General features: G+C 71.9%; 17 protein-coding genes. 8 read left to right on the forward strand and 9 right to left on the reverse strand.

From position 1 onward, the window contains the following. Positions 1-131 precede the first annotated feature (131 nt). The 5 genes from CP969_RS04260 to CP969_RS04280 form a co-directional block, all read right to left on the reverse strand. A complete protein-coding gene (locus tag CP969_RS04260) occupies positions 132-992 on the reverse strand; it encodes a 3-hydroxybutyryl-CoA dehydrogenase (protein ID WP_016827753.1) in 861 nt (286 codons plus the stop codon). 49 nt (positions 993-1041) lie between these two features. Next, positions 1042-4269, reverse strand: coding sequence for a fused isobutyryl-CoA mutase/GTPase IcmF (icmF, locus tag CP969_RS04265; RefSeq protein ID WP_016827752.1), 3228 nt, complete (start codon positions 4267-4269; stop codon positions 1042-1044). Between the two features lie 563 nt (positions 4270-4832). After that, on the reverse strand, positions 4833-5606 hold the full coding sequence (locus CP969_RS04270) for an SDR family NAD(P)-dependent oxidoreductase (protein ID WP_016827751.1): 774 nt from the start codon (positions 5604-5606) through the stop codon (positions 4833-4835). Next, positions 5603-6643: a phosphotransferase family protein gene (locus CP969_RS04275; protein ID WP_004992386.1), complete on the reverse strand. Its 1041-nt coding sequence runs from the start codon at positions 6641-6643 to the stop codon at positions 5603-5605. Before CP969_RS04275 ends, CP969_RS04270 begins: the two co-directional genes overlap by 4 nt. After that, the gene (locus CP969_RS04280; protein ID WP_004992383.1) at positions 6640-7851 is read right to left on the reverse strand and encodes an acyl-CoA dehydrogenase family protein; all 1212 of its coding nucleotides are present in this window, start codon (positions 7849-7851) and stop codon (positions 6640-6642) included. Before CP969_RS04280 ends, CP969_RS04275 begins: the two co-directional genes overlap by 4 nt. A gap of 187 nt (positions 7852-8038) precedes the next feature. On the opposite strand from CP969_RS04280, the gene CP969_RS04285 reads away from it, so the two are divergent. The 3 genes from CP969_RS04285 to CP969_RS04295 all read left to right on the forward strand — a co-directional run bounded on the left by CP969_RS04285 (position 8039) and on the right by CP969_RS04295 (position 11841). Continuing rightward, on the forward strand, positions 8039-8674 hold the full coding sequence (locus CP969_RS04285) for a TetR/AcrR family transcriptional regulator (RefSeq protein ID WP_016827750.1): 636 nt from the start codon (positions 8039-8041) through the stop codon (positions 8672-8674). Positions 8675-9478: 804 nt separating this feature from the next. Next, positions 9479-10900 (forward strand): amino acid permease, encoded by a 1422-nt coding sequence (locus tag CP969_RS04290; protein WP_016827749.1) that lies wholly within the window; start codon positions 9479-9481, stop codon positions 10898-10900. Positions 10901-11307: 407 nt separating this feature from the next. Further along, the gene (locus tag CP969_RS04295) at positions 11308-11841 is read left to right on the forward strand and encodes a hypothetical protein (protein WP_016827748.1); all 534 of its coding nucleotides are present in this window, start codon (positions 11308-11310) and stop codon (positions 11839-11841) included. A 90-nt stretch (positions 11842-11931) separates the two neighbouring features. Here the strand turns inward: CP969_RS04295 and CP969_RS04300 are convergent, their stop codons facing one another. After that, positions 11932-14244: an FdhF/YdeP family oxidoreductase gene (locus CP969_RS04300; RefSeq protein WP_016827747.1), complete on the reverse strand. Its 2313-nt coding sequence runs from the start codon at positions 14242-14244 to the stop codon at positions 11932-11934. Between the two features lie 267 nt (positions 14245-14511). Here CP969_RS04300 and CP969_RS04305 point away from each other — a divergent pair, with 267 nt between their 5' ends. Further along, on the forward strand, positions 14512-15030 hold the full coding sequence (locus CP969_RS04305; protein WP_026085435.1) for an SRPBCC family protein: 519 nt from the start codon (positions 14512-14514) through the stop codon (positions 15028-15030). A gap of 201 nt (positions 15031-15231) precedes the next feature. Here CP969_RS04305 and CP969_RS04310 read toward each other — a convergent pair whose 3' ends face one another. Further along, complete coding sequence (locus CP969_RS04310) at positions 15232-15645, reverse strand: SRPBCC family protein (RefSeq protein ID WP_016827744.1); 414 nt, start codon at positions 15643-15645, stop codon at positions 15232-15234. A 32-nt stretch (positions 15646-15677) separates the two neighbouring features. After that, positions 15678-16688 carry an aldo/keto reductase gene (locus CP969_RS04315; RefSeq protein ID WP_016827743.1) on the reverse strand — a complete coding sequence of 337 codons (1011 nt, stop codon included), beginning with the start codon at positions 16686-16688 and terminating at the stop codon, positions 15678-15680. A gap of 147 nt (positions 16689-16835) precedes the next feature. Here CP969_RS04315 and CP969_RS04320 point away from each other — a divergent pair, with 147 nt between their 5' ends. The 4 genes from CP969_RS04320 (at position 16836) to CP969_RS04340 (ending at position 21237) form a co-directional block, all read left to right on the forward strand. Further along, positions 16836-17735, forward strand: a complete 900-nt coding sequence (locus CP969_RS04320; RefSeq protein WP_016827742.1) for a LysR substrate-binding domain-containing protein — start codon at positions 16836-16838, stop codon at positions 17733-17735. 289 nt (positions 17736-18024) lie between these two features. Further along, positions 18025-18981: a GlxA family transcriptional regulator gene (locus CP969_RS04325; RefSeq protein ID WP_016827741.1), complete on the forward strand. Its 957-nt coding sequence runs from the start codon at positions 18025-18027 to the stop codon at positions 18979-18981. 100 nt (positions 18982-19081) lie between these two features. Beyond that, positions 19082-20080 carry a type I glyceraldehyde-3-phosphate dehydrogenase gene (gene gap, locus CP969_RS04330; protein WP_004992366.1) on the forward strand — a complete coding sequence of 333 codons (999 nt, stop codon included), beginning with the start codon at positions 19082-19084 and terminating at the stop codon, positions 20078-20080. A gap of 656 nt (positions 20081-20736) precedes the next feature. Then, a complete protein-coding gene (locus CP969_RS04340) occupies positions 20737-21237 on the forward strand; it encodes a hypothetical protein (RefSeq protein WP_016827739.1) in 501 nt (166 codons plus the stop codon). Between the two features lie 243 nt (positions 21238-21480). Here the strand turns inward: CP969_RS04340 and CP969_RS33155 are convergent, their stop codons facing one another. Then, entirely contained in the window at positions 21481-21648 is a 168-nt protein-coding gene (locus CP969_RS33155; protein WP_004992359.1) for a hypothetical protein, read from the reverse strand. Between the last annotated feature and the right edge of the window lie 2 nt (positions 21649-21650).

The raw sequence follows: 21650 nt of genomic DNA on the forward strand, positions 1-21650 counted from the left end.
TTCGCGTGCGGCGCGGTCGCTTCGGGCCGAGCACATCCGTCGTGTCGGCGCGGTCCGCGTGAGCTGTGGGGACGTCCGGCCGCCGCCGACGGTGCGGTGCAGGTCAGGTCTCTGCTGGAAACCTCCCTCGGTCAAGCGGTGTAGGTGTAGAAGCCGCGGCCGCTCTTGCGTCCGAGGTGGCCGGCGGCGACCATGCGGCGCAGCAGGGCGGGCGGCGCGTACAGCGGCTCCTTGAACTCCTCGTACATGGACTCGGCCACTGCCTGGGCGGTGTCGAGACCGATGAGGTCGAGCAGGCGCAGCGGCCCCATGGGGTGGGCGCAGCCGAGTTCCATGCCCCGGTCGATGTCGTCCGGGACCGCGGAGCCCGCCTCCACCATCCGTACCGCGCTGAGCAGGTAGGGGACCAGCAGGGCGTTGACCACGAAGCCGGAGCGGTCGGGCGCCTGGATGGCTTGCTTGCCCAGCTGCTGGGTGAGGTGGCGGGCGCGCTCCACGGTCTCTTCCGTGGTGGTGAGCGCGGGGATGAGCTCGACCAGCTGCTGCACGGGCACGGGGTTGAAGAAGTGCATGCCGATGACCTGCGCGGGACGCTCGGTGGCGACGGCGAGGTCGATGATGGGGATCGAGGAGGTGTTGGTGGCCAGGATCGCCGCGGAGTCCTCGACTGCCTTGTCCAGGGCCCGGATGACGTCGGTCTTGATGTCGCGGTTCTCGGCGACGGCCTCGATGACGAACTGGCGGTCGGCCATGTCGCCGAGGTCGTGGGTGAAGGACAGCCTGGCGAGGGCCTGATCGCGCTGCTCCTCGCTCAGCTTGCCGCGCCGTACACCTCGGTCGAGGGAGACGGTGAGACGACGGCGGCCCGCTTCGGCCGCGTCGTGTGTGGCCTCGGCGACGAGGACGTCGAGGCCGCTGCGGGCGGCGACTTCGGCGATGCCGGAGCCCATCAGGCCGCAGCCGACGACGCCGAGACGGGTAACGGGGTCCATGTGAAGTCCCAACTGGTGAGGAGAGGAAAGGTCGTTGTCGGGGCCGGGGTCAGACGTTGCGGCGGTATTGTCCGCCGACCTCGAAGAACGCCTCGGTGATCTGCTGCAGGGTGCAGACCCGGGCGGCGTCCATCAGGACGGCGAAGACGTTGCGGCCGCTGACCGCGGCGTCCCTCAGGTCGGCCAGGGCGGTCTGCGCCTGCTCGCGGTGGCGAGCCTGGAAGTCGCGGACACGCTCCAGCTGGGACTCCTTCTCGGCCTCGGTGGCGCGGGCGAGCTCGAGCTCCTGGGGCTGGGCGTCACCGCCGGGTCGGCGGAAGGTGTTCACGCCGATGATCGGCAGTGAGCCGTCGTGCTTGCGCTGCTCATACAGCATCGACTCGTCCTGGATGCGGCCACGCTGATAGCCGGTCTCCATCGCGCCGAGCACGCCGCCACGCTCGTTGATCCGGTCGAACTCGGCAAGCACCGCCTCCTCGACCAGGTCGGTGAGCTGGTCGATGATGAACGAGCCCTGCAGCGGGTTCTCGTTCATCGCCAGGCCCCACTCGCGGTTGATGATGAGCTGGATCGCCAGCGCCCGGCGCACCGACTCCTCCGACGGGGTGGTGACGGCCTCGTCGTAGGCGTTGGTGTGCAGCGAGTTGGCGTTGTCGTAGATGGCGATGAGCGCCTGCAGGGTGGTGCGGATGTCGTTGAAGTCCATCTCCTGGGCGTGCAGGGACCGCCCGGAGGTCTGCACGTGGTACTTCAACTTCTGGGAACGCTCGTTGGCGCCGTACTTCTCCTTCATCGCGACGGCCCAGATACGGCGGGCGACCCGGCCCAGCACGGAGTACTCCGGGTCCATGCCGTTGGAGAAGAAGAACGACAGGTTCGGCGCGAAGTCGTCGATGTGCATGCCGCGGGCCAGGTAGGCCTCGACGTAGGTGAAGCCGTTGGCCAGGGTGAACGCGAGCTGGCTGATCGGGTTCGCACCGGCCTCGGCGATGTGGTAGCCGGAGATGGACACCGAGTAGAAGTTGCGCACCTTGTTGGCGATGAACCACTCCTGGATGTCGGCCATCATCCGCAGGGAGAACTCGGTGGAGAACAGGCAGGTGTTCTGGCCCTGGTCCTCCTTCAGGATGTCGGCCTGCACCGTGCCGCGCACGTTCGCCAGTGCGTACGCGCGCAGTTCGGCCGCTTCTTCGGGAGAGGGGTCGCGGCCTTCGGCGGCGCGGAACTCCTCGATCTGCTGGTCGATGGCGGTGTTGAGGAAGAACGCCAGCACGGTGGGTGCCGGACCGTTGATCGTCATCGACACCGAGGTCGTCGGCGCGACCAGGTCGAAACCGTCGTAGAGGGCCTTCATGTCCTCCAGGGTCGCGACCGAGACGCCGGAGGTGCCGACCTTGCCGTAGATGTCGGGACGTTCGTCGGGGTCACGGCCGTAGAGGGTGACCGAGTCGAAGGCGGTGGACAGCCGGGTGGCCGGCTGGTCCTCGGAGAGCAGCTTGAACCGCCGGTTGGTGCGGAACGGGTCGCCCTCGCCGGCGAACATCCGCGCCGGGTCCTCACCGTCGCGCTTGAACGGGAACACGCCGGCGGTGAACGGGAAGTAGCCGGGCAGGTTCTCCCGGCGCCAGAACCGCACCAGCTCCCCGTGGTCGGTGAACCTCGGCAGCGCCACGCGGGGGACCGCGTTGCCCGACAGGGACTCGCGGGTCAGCTTGGTGCGGATCTCCCTGTCCCGGACCTTCACGACCTGCTCGTCGCCGGAGTAGGACGCCACGACGGCGGGCCAGTTCTCGATCTGTTCCGTGACGTCGGGCGGGAGCTGCTTGCGGGCCTCCACGAGCAGCGAGGCCACGTTCCCCGCGTCGGAGCCGGCCCGGGTGAGCTCGCCCTCGACGACGTCCAGGCGCTGCACCCGCCGGGCCGCCTCGGCGAGGCGTTCGGTCTCGGCGTGGTACCTGCGGATCGTCTCGGTGATCTCGGCCAGGTAGCGCACCTGGCCCGCGGGCACCACCTGGCGGATGCCGGAGGAGTGGCGCACGTCGACCGGTGCCAGCGTGCCCTCGGACAGTTTCAGCCCCTTCTCGGCCAGGGCGGTCCTCAGGTGCTGGTAGAGCGCGGTGACCCCGTCGTCGTGGAAGGTCGCGGCCGAGGTGCCGAACACCGGCATGTCCTCGGGCTTCTTGTCGAACGCCTCACGGTTGCGGATCAGTTGACGGCTGACGTCGCGCAGCGCGTCCTTGGCGCCGCGCCGCTCGAATTTGTTGATCGCCACGACGTCGGCGAAGTCGAGCATGTCGATCTTCTCCAGCTGCGAGGCAGCGCCGAACTCCGGTGTCATCACGTACATCGATGTGTCGACGAACGGCACGATCGCCGCGTCGCCCTGGCCGATGCCCGGCGTCTCCACGATCACCAGATCGAATCCGGCGACCTTGACCACGTCGATCACGTCGGAAAGGTGCTCGGGCAACTCGTGGCTCCCGCGGGTGGCCAGACTGCGGAAGAAGACCCGGTTGCCGTCGAGGGAGTTCATGCGGATCCGGTCACCGAGCAGCGCACCGCCGCCGCGGCGGCGGGTCGGGTCGACCGCGATCACCGCGATCCGCAGCTTGTCCTGCTGGTCGACGCGGAACCGGCGCACCAGTTCGTCGGTCAGGGACGACTTCCCGGAGCCGCCGGTACCGGTGATGCCGAGAACCGGCGTGGTCCGTGCTGCCGCCGCGGCACGCAGCTGGGCCAGGAAGTCCGCGGGCAGTCTGCCGAGTTCGGCGCCGGTGATGGCGCGCGCGATGGCGGGCCAGTCGCCGGCCAGGACGGCGGCCGCGTCGGCCGGCTTGTTTTCCCAGAGGTCGAAGTCGCAGTCCCGCAAAACCGAGTTGACCATCCCGGCGAGGCCCATCCGCTGGCCGTCCTCCGGGGAGAAGATGGTCACCCCGCTGGTGCGCAGCCGGGTGATCTCCTCGGGCACGATCACGCCGCCACCACCACCCACCACGCGGATGTGCTCCGCTCCCCGCTCGCGCAGCGACTGGACCAGGTACTCGAAGTACTCCACGTGCCCGCCCTGGTAGGACGAGACCGCCACGCCGTGTACGTCCTCCTCCAGCGCCGCGTCCACGACTTCCCGCACCGACCGGTTGTGCCCGAGGTGGATCACCTCGGCGCCCTGCGATTGGAAGATTCGCCGCATGATGTTGATCGACGCGTCGTGCCCGTCGAACAGGGCCGAAGCGGTGACCAGGCGGACGGGGTGCGCGGGGCGGTGCAGGTCGTTCATGAAGGCCTTCCCGGACAGGTCAGGGGAACGCTGACCAAGAGATAGTAGGACGTCCTAGTAAATTGCAGGAGGTGACGATGGTGTGACCACGAGCACAGAGGGCGAACGCCGTGCTGTCAGGTGTTGGCGGCGGCTGACGGGTAGGAGGGTTCCTCCTTGTCGGGTCGGATGTCTCCGCGGGCGACGCGGGACGGGCACGGGGCGGCCGTCCGTACGACCGAAGCAGGACGGGTGGGGCGGGTGACGTGACCGGGGCACGGCCACCGACAGGGCGGGCACGGCCGTGTCCCGGCGAAGACGGGCGGCAGCGATGCGGCTCACCTCGGGTGCGGCCTCCAGCTCCTCGTGGACCAGGCCGGAGGGCCCGGATCCTCTCCAGCGCCGTGCGGAGTCGCACCGGGTCGGTGATCGGGTGCGGGGGTGGGGCTCGGCAGCGACCGGAAGAGCACCTCCTCGGTCGGCTCGGCGCCGGAGAGGGCGAGCAGGGCCCTGCCCACGCCGGTGCGGCTCAGCGGCAGACCACCGCCGGTGCGGGAGGGCAGCCGCAGGGCGTCGTGGTCGTCTCAGGCTCGCCAGGGTCGCTCCCCGGGTCGGGTGACCACCATTTCGGGGACCACCGCGCGCGCCGACAGACGGGTGACGGCCAGGGCGAGTTCGACGATGTCCTCGACGCGGATCATGTCGGTGGGGTCGATGCGGTCGTGCGTCCACGCGCTCATGTCGGTGTCGACGTAGCCGGGGCAGATCGCGGTGGCGGACACTGCGTCCGCCGACACTTCGGCGTTGACCGAGCGGCAGAGTGAGATCAGTGCGGCCTTGCTCGCGCCGTACGCGGAGAGGGCGGGTTCGGGGGCGAGGCCGGTGATGGACGCGAGGGCGATCACCTTCGCCCCGCGCGCCGGGTTGCGGGCGGCCGTCTCGCGCAGGAGCGGGAGGGCCTCCTGGAGGAGCACCAGGGGGCCGCGTACGTTGACCGCGAACTGCTTGTCGAACCGGCGCATCGGCGCGTTGCCGACGGCTCCCGCGCTGCCGACTCCGGCACCGATCACGAGGACGTCGAGGCGGCGGTGCGCCCCTGTGTGCGCGTGTGCGATGCGGCGGACGTCGTCCTCGTCGGCCATGTCCCCGGCCACCGGGTGCACGCGTACGCCCCACGACCGCAGGTCGTCGGCGGTCTTCTCCAGGAGTCCGGCGTCCCGGGCCGTGATCGTGAGGTCGTGTCCCGCCCGGGCGAGGCCCTGGGCGATGCCGAGGCCGATGCCGCGGGAGGCTCCGGTGACGAGCGCGGCCGAGCGCTCCCCTTCCGGGGAACCCGCCGTGACGGCCCGGGTGTTCACGAGGGGTTCCCTTCCGCGAGTGCGCGCAGTCCCGCCGCCGCGAGCAGGGGCACCGCGTCGCCGACCGTTTCGAATCCGTGGCCGACGGTCATGCCGGCCTGGTGGCGGGCGTGGATGCCTTCGGCGATCACGGCGATCTTGAGGTAGCCGAGGCCGAGGTGGAAGGCGAGCCGTCCCAGGTCCCGCCCGGAGGCGCGGGCGTACTGCTCGGCGAGGTCACGCGGGGAGGGGAGCCGGTCGCTGGTGGAGGCGGCGGAGCCGCCCAGCACCGGGTCGAACGCGGGGTCCCGGTAGACCAGGGCCATGGCCAGGTCGGCCAGCGGGTCGCCGATGGTGGCCATCTCCCAGTCGACGAGCGCGCGGACCGTTCCCGGGTCGGCCGGATCCAGGATGGCGTTGTCGATGCGGTAGTCGCCGTGGACGACCGCCGCGCCGCTTTCGGCGGGCACCTCGGCGGCCAGGCGCTGGTGCAGGGTGTCGAGGTCGGGCAGTTCACGGGTGGCCACGCGTGACCACTGGTCACGCCAGCGCCGGACCTGCCGGGTCAGGTAGCCCCCGGGCCGGCCGAAGCCGGTGAGCCCGACCTCCTCGTACGGCACGGCGTGCAGCCGGGCGAGCACCTCGACCAGGGCGGTGGCGCAGCGGTCGATGTCCGCCTGCGGAAGGGCGTGCAGGTCCTCGTGGGTGCGCAGCACCGCGCCCGCCACGTGGGAGACGACGCAGAACGGCGCACCGAGCACCCCGGGGTCCTCGCACAGTGCCACCGCCCGGGCGACCGGTACGCCGGTGCCCTGCAGCGCGGCGACGATCCGGTACTCGCGCCCCATGTCGTGCGCGGACGGCGTCAGGACACCGAGCGGGGGGCGGCGCACGACCCAGCGGGAGTGACCGTCGGTGACCAGGTAGGTCAGGTTGGAGCGGCCGCCGTGCAGCAGTTCGGCCCGCAGCGGGCCGGCGGTGTCCGGCACGTGGACCTCGAAGTACCGCTGGAGGGCCGCCAGGTCCAGGCCCCGGGGGCTCGTCGCCTCGGCGGTCACGGCTGCGCTCCCGGGGTCCGGCCGTCCAGGTGGCGCCGGACCACCCGGCGGGCGATCGCCCAGCGGTGGGTCTCGGAGGGCCCGTCGTAGATGCGGAAGGGGCGGACCTCGCGCAGGAAGCGGGAGAGCAGGACGTCCCCGGAGATGCCCAGTGCACCGCAGATCTGCAGTGACCGGTCGACGACCCGCCACACCGCCTCGGCGGTGAACGTCTTGGCGATCGCGGTGGACTGCGCCCCCGAGCGGCCCTGGTCGAGCTCCCGGCAGGCCTGCAGGATCAGTCCGCGCGAGGCGGCGACGTCGATCTCGTTGTCGGCGATCATCTGCTGGACCATGCCGAGTTCCGCGAGTCGGGAGCCGAACAGCTGCCGGTCCGCGGCCCGGGCCACCGCGATGTCCTGGGCGCGGCGGGCGATGCCCAGCCACCGCATGCAGTGCGTCATCCGGGCCGGGCCGAGCCGGACCTGAGCGTACTCGAACCCCTTGTCGACCTCGCCGAGCACCGCCTCGTCCGGCACGACGCAGTCGTCGAAGAGCACCTCGCAGTGCCCGCCGAAGAAGGCCTCGTCCAAGGTGTCGATGTGCCGCACGATCTTCATCCCGGGGTTGTCGGCGCCGACGAGGAACATCGTCGCCCCGCCCCGCGTCCCCGGCTCGCCGGAGGTACGGGCCATGCAGATCGCGTACGCCGCGCCGTCCGCGCCGGTGATGAACCACTTGCGGCCCTCGATCCGCCAGCCCCCGGACACCTTCTCGGCGCGGGTCGTCAGCGCCGACGGGTCCGAGCCGGCACCCGGCGCCGGCTCGGTCATCGCGAAGCACGACCGCACCCGGCCCTCGGCGAGCGGGCGCAGGTAGCGCTCCTTCTGCTCCGGAGTGGCGATCGCCTCCAGCATGTGCATGTTGCCCTCGTCGGGGGCCGCGATGTTCAGGGCGAGCGGACCGAACAGCGAGTAGCCGGCCTCCTCGAACACCAGCGCGCGGCCCCGCATGTCCAGACCGTGGCCGCCGTATTCCGGGGAGACGTGCGGGGCGAAGACGCCGGCCCCGCGGGCGGCCTCCTGCAGGCGCGTCCGCAGCGCCTCCCCGCCGGCGGCGGTGACCCCGCCGTACTCCTCCTCGGCCGGGATCACCACCTCGCGGACGAACTCCGCCGTACGGCGGGCGAGCTCCACGGCCTCGGGGCCGTGGTCCGGGTTGACGGGCAACGGTGCCTCCTGACACCAGGCAGGCGCCTCGCACCGCGCGGCCCCAGCCTGGCTAATAGACGTTAGCCACATGACAACGGTCCGCTCCTTGCCTTGTCAAGGCCCGCAGTGATTCGCCGCCATGGCCGCCCGCGCTCCCGCTAACATGTACTAGCCGAACTGTGAAGTCCACGCCGAGGAGCCTTCCGTGCCGCAGCCCCGCACGCACCGAGACACTGCTGCGAACCGGCCCGGCGGCCCCCCGGCAGCCGGCGGCCCCCCGCGGGCCCACGCGATCCGCGCCGCCGCCCTGGAGCTGTTCACCCAGCGCGGGTACGCGGCCACCACCATGGCCGACATCGGTGCGGCGGTCGGCGTCCGCGGGCCGAGCCTGTACAAACACGTCAGTTCCAAGCAGGCACTGCTCGCGCAGATCATGATCGGCACGATGGACGCGCTCCTCGCCGCCCACCGGACCGCCGTCGCCGGGACCGCGGACCCCGCCGAACGGCTCAGGCGCGCCACCGAGGCCCACGTCCGCTACCACGCGCGGCACCGACTCGAGGCATTCGTCGGCAACCGGGAGATCCGCAGCCTCGAGGAACCGCACCGCACCGCGGTCCTGGCCCGGCGCGACGCGTACGAGAAGGCGTTCCGCGAGCTGGTCGAGGCCGGGATCGCCGCGGGACGCTTCCACGTCGCATCGGCCCGCCTGGCCTCGTACGCGATCCTGGACCTCGGGATGGGCGTGGCCGTCTGGTACCGCGAGGACGGAGAACTGACGGAAGACCAGATCGTCTACCAGTACGGCGACTTCGCCCTCTTCCTCGTGGGCGTCGGATGACCTGTTCGCGCCGCCGTCCGTTCCCGGCCCGGGCCGGGAACGGGAAGGGCGCGTCCGACGGGAAGGCGGAGCCGTCCTGCGCTCCACGGCTCCCCCTCACTCCCCGACCGGGGAAGACGAACGGGCCTAAGACCCGCGCTCGATGCGCCTGCCCTGGATCAGTCGGACGCCCCTGGACGGCCGGTACGACCTGTGCCGGGCAGGACCGTCACTGCCCGCGGCGGATGGCCACGGCCTCACGCGGCCACGGCGAGGAGATCGTCTCTCCGCGCCGGCGGCGTGCGGGTTTCGGCGTACTGGGGGGTCTCGGCCGGTGGGCGCGTCACACCGGAGTGCGAGCGGATGCATCAGGCCCCCTTTCCGGCTCCGACCGCTGCGTGGCGCCGGGCAGCGACCCGGCCCGAGGGAGCACATCGGTCGAGTTCCGGACCGTTTCCGGGCCGGCGTTCCCGCCCAAGCCGAGACAGGCGCTGCTTGCGCCGGTCAGCGATGCGCTGCCGCTTTACCCCCGGCAGACGAAGAACCTCCTGGTGCCGTACTCGCCGAAGATGCTCGGCTCCTTCCAGCCACGGCAGAAGGACGCCCGGCTCGTACTGGGTCCCGCGTCGCCGGCTGCGCGGGTCGGACGCCTCCGGAGCCCCGGACGATTCCCGGCCAGAGACCCGTGACGGTGCACCTTTTACGATGCCGGACGGGTTCACACAGGACAAAAGCGTCCGATTTGGAGCCTCCCCGGGGCATACCGGACCATGGGCGCCGTCCCGGCGACCCCGGGCAGCAGTTCGAGGAGAGGCGCACCACCCCATGCACGTCACCGGGACCGTCCCGCCGTCGGCTCCGGCCCCGCAGGAGATCCCCGCGGCCCCCGCCCACCCCGCCGGCACCACCGGCGCCCCGGGCCGGCACGCCCGCCGTTTCGGGCTGCCCGTCGCCACCGCCCTGGTCATGGGCAACATCATCGGCGGCGGCATCTTCCTGCTTCCGGCCTCCGTCGCCCCGTACGGCACGATCAGCCTGCTCGCCTTCGGTGTCCTGACCGTCGGCGCCATCGCCCTCGCCCTGGTCTTCGGCCGGCTCGCCGAACGGGACCCGCGCACCGGCGGCCCGTACGTCTACGCCCGTGAGGCCTTCGGCGACTTCGCCGGCTTCCTCGCCGCCTGGGCGTACTGGATCACCACCTGGGTGTCCAACGCGGCACTCGCCGTCGCCGCCGTCGGCTACCTCGACGTGCTGATCCCGGTGAACGACCACCGCTGGACCGCCTGCCTCGCCGCCCTCGTCCTGCAGTGGCTGCCCGCGCTCGCCAACTTCGCCGGCACCCGCTACGTCGGCGCCGTGCAGCTGGTGTCCACCGTGCTGAAGTTCGCGCCGCTGCTGCTCGTCGCCGTCGGCGGTCTGTTCTTCTTCGACCCGGACAACCTCGGCCCCTTCCACGCCGCCGGCGGCAGCGCCATCGGCGCGGTCTCCGCCTCGGCCGCGATCCTGCTCTTCTCCTACCTCGGCGTGGAGTCCGCCGCCGTCAGCGCGGGCGAGGTGGAGAACCCCCGGCGGACCGTGGGACGCGCCACCGTCATCGGCACCACGGGCGCGGCGCTCGTCTACCTGCTGGGCACGCTCTCCGTCTTCGGCACGGTCGCCCACGACCGCCTGGTCGACTCCACCGCGCCCTTCTCGGACGCCGTCGACGCCATGTTCGGCGGCGCCTGGGGCGGCTGGGCCGTGGCGCTCGCCGCGCTCGTGTCGATGACCGGCTGCCTCAACGGCTGGACGCTGCTCAGCGCCCAGACCCCGTACGCGGCGGCGAAGGACGGACTGTTCCCCGCCGCGTTCGCGCGCAGGCGGCGCGGGGTGCCCACGGTCGGCGTCGGCGTCACCGTCGTCCTCGCCTCGCTCCTGACCGTCTACAACTACACCTCGGGCACGGCGAAGGTGTTCGAGGTCCTGGTCCTCGTCACCACGTTCACCGCGACCGTGCCGTACCTGCTGGCCACCGCCGCACAGCTGTTCCACCTCGCCTCCGGGCGCCGCGACCGGGTCGACCGCGCGCGGCTGGTGCGCGACGCCGTGATCGCGTCGATCGCGGTCGGGTTCTCGCTGTGGCTGGTCGCGGGCGCCGGACACGTGGCTGTCTACCAGGGCGTGCTGTTCCTGTTCGCGGGCGTGCCGGTCTACGCGGTGATGGCGGCCCGCAGGCAGCGGACGAAGGTCCCGGCCGACGGACGGTGACGCCGGCCGGCGGCACGCACGGCGGAGCGTTCGACGCCGTGTTCCCGCGGTCCGCCGGGCCCGCCGCGACGAGCACCGGTCCCACCGGTCCCGCAGCAACGACTTCTCCAGCGGCGCGGGCGGGACGCGGTCGGCCGCTCGACCCGTGCACCGCCCGAGCGGATGGAATAGTTGTATTCCGTGAGAACAACGGTCCCGTCACGGTCCGTGCCGTGGCACGCTCGGCGTCCCGCAGGTCGGGCGGATGGAGCCGGCTCCAGCAGAAGGCTTCGGGAGAAGGCGCTGCTCGTCCGCGTCACGGAAACAGAAGTCGGGTCAGGCCACGCCTCACGCGCACAGCCGGGCCCCGATCTCCCGGTGCGCGCCTTGCCGCCTCCTTCCGCACCCTCCCGGCGGAGGCGGTAGCGATGCACCACGGTGCCCACCGTCTCCCCCGGCCGACCGCCCCGCGGCAGGGACCGGGCCGGCGACCGGCGGAAACAACACTGTTCAGCGGCGTCTACGGGCTCGTCCTGGCCAGTGCGCTGGCGGCCGCGCTCGACTCCCCCGGCGAGGCGGCCGACCCCGGATCGGACGCGCTGTGGGTCCTGCTCACCGCCCTCGCCTCCGCGGCCGCCCACGGCTATGCCCACGTTGTCGCGCACCGGCTGTCGTCTGACCGCAGCGGTGCCGGAGTCGGGCTGCGCGCCATGCTCGCCGAGTGGCCGGTCGTCGCGGCGGCCGCTCCCACCGTGGTGCTGCTGCTGACCGCGGTGCCCTCCTGGTGGACGGAGACCGAGGCGGTGAACACCGCCCTGGTGCTCAACACCCTGCTGCTCGCCGGTTGGGGAGCGTGGACCGCGCGCCGTGCGGGCCGCGGGTGGACGGCCTCGCTCCGCGCCGGAGCCGCCGACATGCTGATCGGCCTGGTGATCATCGTGGCCAACGCCCTGATCAAGTAGTGGCCGCGGCCGCCGGCGTCCGGATCGCGGCTGGACGCGTCCCGGTGTCGCGGTGGAGCCGCACCACGTCGACGGCCGTACCGGTCACCCTCAGCCCAATGCCGGGACGGGCCGGGCGTGGACGGGCTCCAGGCGGACGACGATGCCCTTGTAGGTGGGCTGGTTGCTGGTTTCCGCCACGCTGTCGAGCGGCACCAGGACGTTGGTCTCGGGATAGTACGCGGCGGCGGAACCGCGCTTGGTCGGGTACGCGACGACCAGGAAGTCCTCGGCGCGCCGCTCGGTGCCGTCCGTCCACACGCTGACCAGGTCGACGTGGTCACCGTCGACCAGGCCCAGTCCGGTCAGGTCCGCCCGGTTGACGAGGACGACCCTGCGGCTGCCGCGGATGCCGCGGTAGCGGTCGTCGGACGTGTAGGGGACGGTGTTCCACTGGTCGTGCGAGCGCAGGGTCTGCAACAGCAGGTGCCCCTCGGGGACCCGCGGCATGTCCCAGGCGTTGCAGGTGAACCGTGCCTTGCCGACCGGTGTCCGGAACACGCCCTCGTTGACCGTGTTGGGCAGCCTGATGCCGCCGGGGCGCACCACGCGCCGGTTGAAGTCGTGCAGTCCCGGGACGATGCGGGAGACACGGTCCCGGATCTCCCCGTAGTCGGCCTCGAACGCGTCCCACGGGATGTTCCCCGTGCCGTCGAGCGTACGGCGGGCGAGCCGGCACAGGATGGCGACCTCGCTGAGCAGGAGGGGGGAGGCCGGCTCCAGTCGTCCGCGCGAGGTGTGCACCTCGCTCATCGAGTTCTCCACGGTGACGAACTGCTCGCCTCCGGCCTGGAAGTCCCGTTCGGTGCGGCCCAGGGTCGGCAGGATCAGCGCGGTGCGGCCGCACACGGTGTGCGACCGGTTGAGCTTGGTGGAGATGTGGGCGGTCAGGCGGCACGAGCGCAGGGCCTCCTCGGTGACCGCGCTGTCCGGTGCGGCCCGGACGAAGTTGCCGGCGAGGGAGAGGAAGAACTTGATCCGGCCCTCGCGCATCGCCCTGATCGCGTTCACCGAGTCCAGCCCGTGGGCGCGCGGCGGGTCGAAGCCGAACTCCTGCCGCAGCGCGTCCAGGAAGGAGTCCGGCATCTGCTCCCAGATGCCCATCGTCCGGTCGCCCTGGACGTTGCTGTGCCCGCGCACGGGGCAGGCTCCGGTGCCCGCTCTGCCGAGGTTTCCGCGCAGCATCAGGAAGTTCACGATCTCCCGGATGGTGGGGACGGCGTGCTTGTGCTGGGTCAGTCCCATGGCCCAGCAGACGATGACGCGCTCGCTGCCCAGCACCTCGTCCCGGACCTGCTCGATCTCCTCGCGGGTCAGACCGGTCGCCGTGAGGATGTCCTCCCACTCGACGGTGCGGGCGTGCCGCGAGAAGTCCTCGAACCCGTCGGTGTGCGCGCGGATGAAGTCGTGGTCCAGTGCGCGGCCGGGCCGGGCGTCCTCGGCCTCCAGCAGCAGCCGGTTCAGTCCCTGGAACAGGGCCAGGTCCCCACCGCCGCGGATGTGCAGGAACCGGTCGGCGATCCGGGTGCCGTTCCCGATCACCCCGCGCGCCTTCTGCGGGTTCTTGAACCGCAGCAGTCCGGCCTCGGGCAGCGGGTTCACCGCGATGACACGGGCGCCGCTGCGTTTGGCCTGTTCCAGCGCGGAGAGCTGCCGGGGGTGGTTCGACCCGGGGTTCTGGCCCACCAGGAAGATCAGGTCGGCGTGGTGGATGTCCTCCAGGCTGACCGTGCCCTTGCCGGTGCCCAGGGTCTCGTGCAGAGCGAAGCCACTGGACTCGTGGCACATGTTGCTGCAGTCGGGCAGGTTGTTGGTGCCGAACGCCCTGGCGAAGAGCTGCAGCACGAAGGCGGCTTCGTTGCTGGCCCTGCCCGAGGTGTAGAAGACGGCCTCGTCGGGTGAGTCGAGGGCGGTGAGCTCCGAGGAGAGCAGTCCGAGTGCGTCGTGCCAGCTGATCGGCTCGTAGGTGTCGGAACCGGGCCGCTTGACCATCGGTTCCGTGAGCCGTCCCTGCTGGTTCAGCCACAGGTCGGATCGCCCGGCGAGGTCGGAGACCGGGTACCGGCGGAAGAAGTCGGAGGTGATGCGCCGCGTGGTCGCCTCGTCGTTGATGTGCTTGGCGCCGTTCTCGCAGTACTCGTTGCGGTGCCGGTGCCCCGGGGACGGGTCGGCCCAGGCGCAGCCGGGACAGTCGATGCCGTCCACCTGGTTCATCGTCAGCAGCGTCTCCCCGGCCCGCAGGGGGGAGGTCTGCCCGAGGGAGTACTCCAGCGCGTGCGCCACCGCCGGCACTCCCGCCGCCCACGTCTTGGGCGCTGTCACGGTGAGCGGGTCCTTGGAACCGTCGTCGGGCCGCTTCGCCATCGGACTCCCTCTCACCGGACCGTCGGGTTTTCCCAGTCTCGCGCCCCTGTCCGGGGGTCGCCACATGATCTTCCGTCGGCAGCCGCCACACTCCGTTTCCCCGACGTTCCCCCGACCGCGGCCTCGGGGCCGTCCCGCGTGCGGGGCGGGGTGTGCGGGTGGGCGCCGTGGGGGACGCACGGGGCCTTGTGGTGGCGGATCGGCGAGTGGGCGACGACACTGAGGACAGCAGTGCCGACGACAGGCGGGGCCATGCGTGCAGCAGCCATGAATTCCGTTGAAGAGTCGATCGAAGTCGCGGTTCCCTTGCGCACCGCCTACAACCAGTGGACGCAGTTCAAGACCTTCCCCCGCTTCATGTCCTCGGTGAAGGAGGTCGAGCAGCTCCGACCCCATCTCGTGCGCTGGGTGATCGGGGCCGGTCCGGTGCGCCGCGAGTTCACGGTGGAGATCGTGGAGCAGCGGCCCGACTCGCTGGTCGCGTGGCGCTGCCTCGACCGGTGGGCCGGTCATCGGGGCGAGGTGTCGTTCCGGGGGCTGGCCCCGGACCGTACCGAGGTCGTCCTGCGCATGCGTTTCGAGCCGCACGGAGTCAAGGGCCGCGTCCTGGCCCGCGCCGGGGCGACGCCCCGTGCGGTCCGGGCGGAACTCGGCCGCTTCAAGGAGTTCATCGAAGGGCTCGGGCAGGAGTGCGGCGCTTGGCGGGGCGTCATCCACCACGGACACGTCCAGCCCCTGGAACCGGATCCGCCCGGGAGCCGGGTGGCCGGGTGGCCGGTCGGCTGAGCTCGCCCGCGGGCTTCCCGGGCGGGGCTCAGGCGTCCGCGGAGTCGGCGTGGTCCCTCCGTGTCGTGTGGTGCAGCGCTTCGTGCACCGCGTCCGTCACGAGCGTGTGCCCGGGTTCGGCCTCGCCGCCGGGTCCCACGGCACGGGGCCGGTCGGCGCCGTCGTGCGAAGCGGACGGCGCCGACCGGCCCCGTGCCGTGTTCACCCCTCGAGGGTCTTCTTCAGCGCGGCCAGCCCCTCGGTGTAGATGCCCTGGAACAGGGTGATCGCCTCTTCTTCGCCTGCTCCTGTCGGCGTGAAGGTGCCGGACCACTCCACACGGCTCCGCCCGCCGGGCACCTCGTGCACGGTGAGGGTGGAGCGGTAGCCGGTGACAGGGAACGGTGCCCGGAGGATGGAGTAGCTGTAGGTGCGTGCCCGGTGGTCGAACGCCTCGAGGCGTTCGACGATGACGCCGCCCTCCTCGTTCGTGAGGCTGCGCACGCGGCCGCCCTCGCTGAGGGTGCTCTCGGGGATGTAGGGCAGCCAGTCGGGCAGGGAGTCGAAGCCGCCGATGAGCTGCCAGACGCGGTCGGCGGGCAGGGGGAGGTCGATGGTTGCGGACGTGGTGGCCATGGTCGTCGTCTCCTGAAGGGATGAGGGGGAGGTCAGGCTCCGGGTACGGGCGCGTCCTGGGCGATCAGCCCCTCCGCGCGCAGAGCCGTCCAGAAGGCCGCCGGGACGGTCTCGTCGAGCGCGGCGACGTCCTCCGCGATACGGCTCGGCCGGGAAGCACCGGGGACGGCCGCGGCGACCGCGGGGTGGGCGAGGGAGAACTGCAGCGCTGCCGCCTTGATGCCGACGCCGTGCTGCCCCGCGAGTGCCTTGATGCGCTCCACCTTGGCGACGACGGGCGCGGGGGCCTGCTGGTACTCGAAGTGCTGCCCGCCCGCCAGGACACCGGAGCTGTACGGTCCGCCGACGACGATGTCGACGCCCCGCTCCGTCGCGGCCGGCAGCAGCCGCTGCAGCGCGCGCTCGTGGTCGAGCAGGGTGTAGCGGCCGGCGAGGAGGAAGGCGTCCGGCTTCGGTTCGTCGAGGTCCAGCGTCAGCTCCAGGGGCTCGACCCTGTTCACCCCCAGTCCCCAGGCCCTGACGACGCCTTCGTCACGCAGCCGCTGCAGCACACGGAACGCGCCGGTGCGGGCGCTTTCGTATGCGGCGAGCCACTCGTCGCCGTAGAAGTCCTGCGCGACGTCGTGCACCCACACGATGTCGAGTCGGTCCGTCCGCAGCCGCTCGAGGCTGCCCTCGATGGAGCGCAGCGTGGCGTCGGCCGAGTAGTCGTTGACGATCCTGTTGGGGCGCCCGTGCTCGAAGAGCCCGCCCTTCTCCCCCAGCTCGCGTGCGGAGGGGTCCTCGGTCTCGTCGAGGATGACGCGGCCGACCTTCGTGCTCAGGACGAACTCCTCGCGGGGACGGCCGGCCAGTGCCGCACCCAGCCGGATCTCGGACAGGCCCGCGCCGTAGAAAGGCGCGGTGTCGAAGTAACGGACGCCGTTGTCCCAGGCGGCGTCGACGGTGGCCGCGGCCTCCTCGTCGGGTATGGCCCGGAACATGTTGCCCAGCGGTGCGGTGCCGAAGCCCAGACGGCCGGGCAGGAAGGACGTGATGGACATGGAGCGGATCCTTGCTGTACGAGCTGCGGCGGATGCGGTTCGCGCGCGCTGGGCGCGGTCCGCCGGTCTGACCTGTTCGAGGCTAGGAACTAGGCTTGAGACTGTCCAAGACTTACTTGGACACACTTGAGTCCTCAGAGGTCTTACATGCTTGACCTGCGGCAACTCCGCTACTTCGTCGCCGTCGCCGAGACCGAACACGTCGGCCGGGCCGCCGAGCGGCTGCACATCTCCCAGTCACCGCTCAGCCGGCAGATCGCGCAGCTCGAGCAGAGCCTGGGCCTCACCCTGTTCGAACGCAGCCAGCAGAGAATCCGGCTCACCCGGGACGGCCAGGTCTTCCTGGCCGAAGCCCGCGCACTGCTGCGGCACGCGGACCGCCTGGAGAACCTGGGCCGTCGACTGGGCCGCGGCGAAGAGGGCGGCCTGTGCATCGGCTACGTGGCGGACGCCATGCACACCGGCGTGCTGCCCGGCGCACTGCGCGCCGTGCGCGGCGAACGCCCCGACGTCCACATCGCCCTGTACAACCTCCCGCCCACCGAGCAGTTCGAAGGCCTGCGGCAGCGCAGCCTCGACATCGCCCTCGTCCACGAACCCCCGGCCGCGGACGATCCCGACCTGCTGGCCGCCCCCCTGCTCGAGGACCCCCTGTTCCTCGCCCTGCCGGCGAGGCACCCCCTCGCCGGCCGGGAAGAGGTGACACCCAGCGACCTCGACGGCCGGCCGTGGATCGCCGTCGGGAACAGCCAGGACCCCGCCTGGCGGGACACCTTCATCGCCACCTGCGCGGCAGCCGGTTTCACACCCGACATCCGCCTCCACGCCGCCGAGCCACTGACCGCGCTCGGTCTGGTCGCCTCCGGGCTCGGACTCGCCCTCGTACAGAAGAGCATGACCCGCGCCACCACCGAAGAGGTCGCCGTACGCGAACTCCCCTGGTACACGACGAACATCCAGCTGTGGGCCGCATGGCACCGAATCGACCTACGCCCCCTGGTCACGGACTTCCGCACCACCGTCCTGCGCACCCACGACGCCCCCTGACGTCCGTCATGGACGGGCCTCGCCCGGCACGGGAACGACGCGAGCACGGCCGCCGCTCCGACAGGAGGCGGCCGTCTCCCTCCGCATCGGGCGGCCCGGCACGGCGCGGACTTCGCCGTGGCCGGCATGACGGACGGCTTCACCCACCGCCTCGGCGGAGAACGCCGTGCGGGTGCACGGCCGTTCCCCCAGGGACGCCGATGCCGGGCAGTGCTCCCGCGTGCCCCCGGCGACCGGGCAGCGGTCGCGCTCGTCACCGGCCTCCGGGAGACCTCGTACCCTGTCTCCCGTGTCGTCCTCCCGTCTGCGCCGCGTCGCCGTCCTGGTGCTCGAGGGCGCGAAGCCGCTCGATGTCGGCATTCCCGCGCAGGTGTTCACGACCCGGGCGAGCATGCCGTACGAGGTGCGGGTGTGCGGCGCGGCGCCCGGCCTCGTGGCCGGCGGCGACGGCCTGTCGTACCACGTCGCCCATGGTCTCGACGCGCTCGCGTGGGCCGACATCGTCTTCCTGCCCGGCTACCGGTTCCCGGACCGCGACGACCCGCCACGGGCCGTCGTCGACGCGCTGCTCGCCGCCCACCGTCGGGGCGCGCGGCTCGCCGCCATCTCGACGGGCGCCTTCGCCCTCGCCGCCACGGGCCTGCTCGACGGCAGGCGCGCCACGACGCACTGGCACTACGCGCGGGCGCTGACGGCGAAGCATCCGCTCGTCCGGGTCGACGAGAACGTGCTGTTCGTCGACGAGGGCAGCGTGCTGACGTCGGCCGGGGCCGCCTCGGGCATCGACCTGTGCCTGCACATCCTGCGCGGCGACCTGGGGGTGGCCGCCTCCAACCACGCCGCCCGGCGCCTGGTCGCAGCCCCGTACCGCAGTGGCGGTCAGGCGCAGTACGTGCCGCGCAGCGTGCCCGAGCCGCTCGGCGAGCGGTTCGCCGCCACCCGCGAGTGGGCACTGCACCGGCTCGGCGAGCCCCTCACCCTCGAGATGCTCGCCCGGCACGCTGCGGTCTCACCGCGCACCCTGTCGCGGCGCTTCGTCGAGGACACGGGGTACACGCCGATGCAGTGGGTCATGCGCGCCCGCATCGACCTGGCCCGTGAGCTGCTGGAGCGTTCACAGCGCGGTGTCGAGCAGATCGCCGCCGACGTCGGCCTGGGCACCGGCGCCAATCTGCGGCTGCACTTCCAGCACATCCTCGGCACCACCCCGAGCGAGTACCGGCGCACCTTCGCCCGGGGCGAGTAGCCGGTTGCCTGGCGCGATCCTTTCGAACCGTGGCGCTCGCGCCGCGGTCGCGGCCGGATGCCGCGCGCGACGCTGGTGGTGAACCGGAAGGACAGCATTCATGACTCGCATCGCCATCAACGGATTCGGCCGCATCGGACGCAATGTGCTGCGCGCGCTGCTCGAACGCGACAGCGACCTCGAGATCGTCGCCGTCAACGACCTCACGGAGCCCGCCACCCTCGCCCGGCTGCTCGCCTACGACACGACGGCCGGCCGGCTCGGTCGCCCGGTGACCGTCGACGGGGACGCCCTCGTCGTCGACGGCCGTCGCATCGCGGTGCTCGCCGAGCGGGACCCGGCGCGGCTGCCGTGGGCCGAACTCGGCGTGGACACCGTGCTCGAGGCGACCGGCCGCTTCACGTCGGCCAAGGCCGCCCGCGCGCACCTCGACGCGGGCGCGAAGAAGGTGCTCGTCGGCGCGCCGTCGGACGGCGCCGATGTCACGCTCGCCTACGGGATCAACACCGCCGCCTACGACCCGGCCGTGCACACGATCGTCTCGAACGCGTCGTGCACGACCAACGCGCTCGCGCCGCTGGCGGCGGTGCTGGACGAACTCGCCGCCATCGAGCACGGCTTCATGACGACGGTGCACGCCTACACCCAGGAGCAGAACCTGCAGGACGGCCCGCACCGCGACGCCCGCCGCGCCCGCGCCGCCGCCGTCAACATCGTGCCGACCACGACGGGCGCCGCCAAGGCGATCGGCCTCGTGCTGCCGGGCCTCGACGGAAAGCTGTCGGGCGATTCGATCCGCGTGCCGGTTCCCGTGGGCTCGCTCGTCGAACTCAACACGACCGTGGCCCGCGACGTGACGCGCGACGACGTGCTGGCGGCGTACCGCGCCGCGGCACAGGGGCCGCTCGCCGGCATCCTCGAGTACGCGGACGACCCGCTCGTGTCGTCCGACATCACGGGCAATCCGGCCTCCGCGATCTTCGACTCGGCCCTCACCCGCGTCGACGGCCGCCACATCAAGGTGGTCGCCTGGTACGACAACGAGTGGGGCTTCTCGAACCGCGTGATCGACACACTCGAACTCCTCGCCACCCGCTGACGGGGATCCGGTGACAGGGCTCCGGGACACCCCGGTGCCCGCTCCCGGCGGATCGAGGGCGGCTCCGCGCGGACGGGGACCACGGCCGGCTCGGCCCGTGCGGACGGCTGCGAGGCGAGCACAGAGGAGGGGAGAGGACGGGAGAGAGCGGGAGAGGGCGCAGCGCACCTCGGGGGTTCTGGAAGCACGCGAGCTGCTTTCACCCGCTCGGGTGATTCCCGCCGCCCTGGCGGTCGGAGAGCTCCGTTCGGCACCCGGCCTGCCCCACGAGCAGTTCTGGTACGCAGGTGCCTCGACGGTCCGCCCGTGGTGGGTCCGGATCACCGGCAACCTCGCTCCGCGCTCCGTCGCCTTCCAGAACGCCGTCCGTACGGCGTCCACTCTGGCGCCCGCCCGTCAGTTCCTCACATCCGTTTTGCGGAGGGGCGGCTGACGGCCGCGTGCACGGTGCGTGGCGCGTGGTCGTTCGCCCGTCTCCTCGTGCCGTTCGGGGCGTTCTTTCCGCAGGTGCGGTGCGGTGGTGCCAGCACGCTCCCACCGGCCGGGAGTTCGGCCGACCCCGACTGGTGGGCGCGGGCGCTGTCCGCGCGGTCGGACGGTGCGACGGTGGTTAAATCCTTTTACGCGTCGCGCTCCGGCGTGGTTGGCTCGCGCCCATGACCTGGCTCCCGCACGACTTCGTCCACCCCCTCCACGTCGACGTACCCGGCGGCGGGGGCCACCGGCTGCGTCCGATCAGCGGTGCGGACGCGCCGCTCGACTACCCGGCGGTGATGGGCTCGCGGGAGCGGCTGTGGTCGCTCTTCGGCGCCGCCTGGGGCTGGCCGTCGGCCACGATGTCGTACGAGGCGAACCGTGCGGACCTGGAGCGGCACGCCGCGGAGATCGAGGCCCACGAGTCGTTCAACTACACCGTCGAGAACGCGGACCGCACCGCTCTGCGCGGCTGCGTCTACATCGACCCGCCGGAGAAGCGGGGGGCCGACGCCGAGATCTCCTGGTGGGTGGTGGACGAGGAGGTGGGTGGTGCGCTGGAGCGGGCGCTGGAGGCGTTCGTGCCGCGCTGGATCGCCGAGGACTGGCCGTTCGAACGGCCGCGGTTCATCGGACGGGACCTGACGTGGGAGGAGTGGCTGCGGCTGCCGGACCTCCCGTGAGCCGCGCGCGTGTGCCGGCTCCCGTGGCTCCGGCCGGTCGAACCGGTGCACGAACCGCCCGTGCGCGGAAGCCGGTTCACCCGCCCGCAGCCCGCTACCGGCAAGCCCCCTCACGACCACGCCGGCGGACGGCCCGGCCGGCAGTCATCGGAGACACCGTTGCGGCGCCGAGGGCCGGTTCGGTCACCGCGGTCACCGCGAGGGCCCGGTGACAGGATGTCACCGGGCCCTCGTGGTGCCGGGTCAGCGTCTGCGGGACCAGCCGGCCCCGATTCCTGCCACGTGCAGCGCCAGGGCCGTCAGGCCCAGCAGCATGACGTTCACCGAAGAGAACACGTCGTTGGTGCCGATCTCCGCCGCATTGATCAGGAACGCGATGAAGAACAGTACCGCCGCGACTATGCCGAGCACGG

This window comes from Streptomyces viridosporus T7A (assembly GCF_008704515.1).
Classification (GTDB): Bacteria; Actinomycetota; Actinomycetes; order Streptomycetales; family Streptomycetaceae; genus Streptomyces; species Streptomyces viridosporus.

Bases quoted from the DNA above. Each gene is read 5' to 3' on its own strand.
- CP969_RS04305 (WP_026085435.1), top strand. From the start codon at position 14,512: ATGAATTCCGTTGAAGAGTCGATCGAAGTCGCGGTTCCCTTGCGCACC.
- CP969_RS04260 (WP_016827753.1), bottom strand. From the start codon at position 992: ATGGACCCCGTTACCCGTCTCGGCGTCGTCGGCTGCGGCCTGATGGGC.
- gap (WP_004992366.1), top strand. From the start codon at position 19,082: ATGACTCGCATCGCCATCAACGGATTCGGCCGCATCGGACGCAATGTG.
- CP969_RS04310 (WP_016827744.1), bottom strand. From the start codon at position 15,645: ATGGCCACCACGTCCGCAACCATCGACCTCCCCCTGCCCGCCGACCGC.
- icmF (WP_016827752.1), bottom strand. From the start codon at position 4,269: ATGAACGACCTGCACCGCCCCGCGCACCCCGTCCGCCTGGTCACCGCT.
- CP969_RS04295 (WP_016827748.1), top strand. From the start codon at position 11,308: ATGCACCACGGTGCCCACCGTCTCCCCCGGCCGACCGCCCCGCGGCAG.
- CP969_RS04340 (WP_016827739.1), top strand. From the start codon at position 20,737: ATGACCTGGCTCCCGCACGACTTCGTCCACCCCCTCCACGTCGACGTA.
- CP969_RS04300 (WP_016827747.1), bottom strand. From the start codon at position 14,244: ATGGCGAAGCGGCCCGACGACGGTTCCAAGGACCCGCTCACCGTGACA.
- CP969_RS04320 (WP_016827742.1), top strand. From the start codon at position 16,836: ATGCTTGACCTGCGGCAACTCCGCTACTTCGTCGCCGTCGCCGAGACC.
- CP969_RS04315 (WP_016827743.1), bottom strand. From the start codon at position 16,688: ATGTCCATCACGTCCTTCCTGCCCGGCCGTCTGGGCTTCGGCACCGCA.
- CP969_RS04290 (WP_016827749.1), top strand. From the start codon at position 9,479: ATGCACGTCACCGGGACCGTCCCGCCGTCGGCTCCGGCCCCGCAGGAG.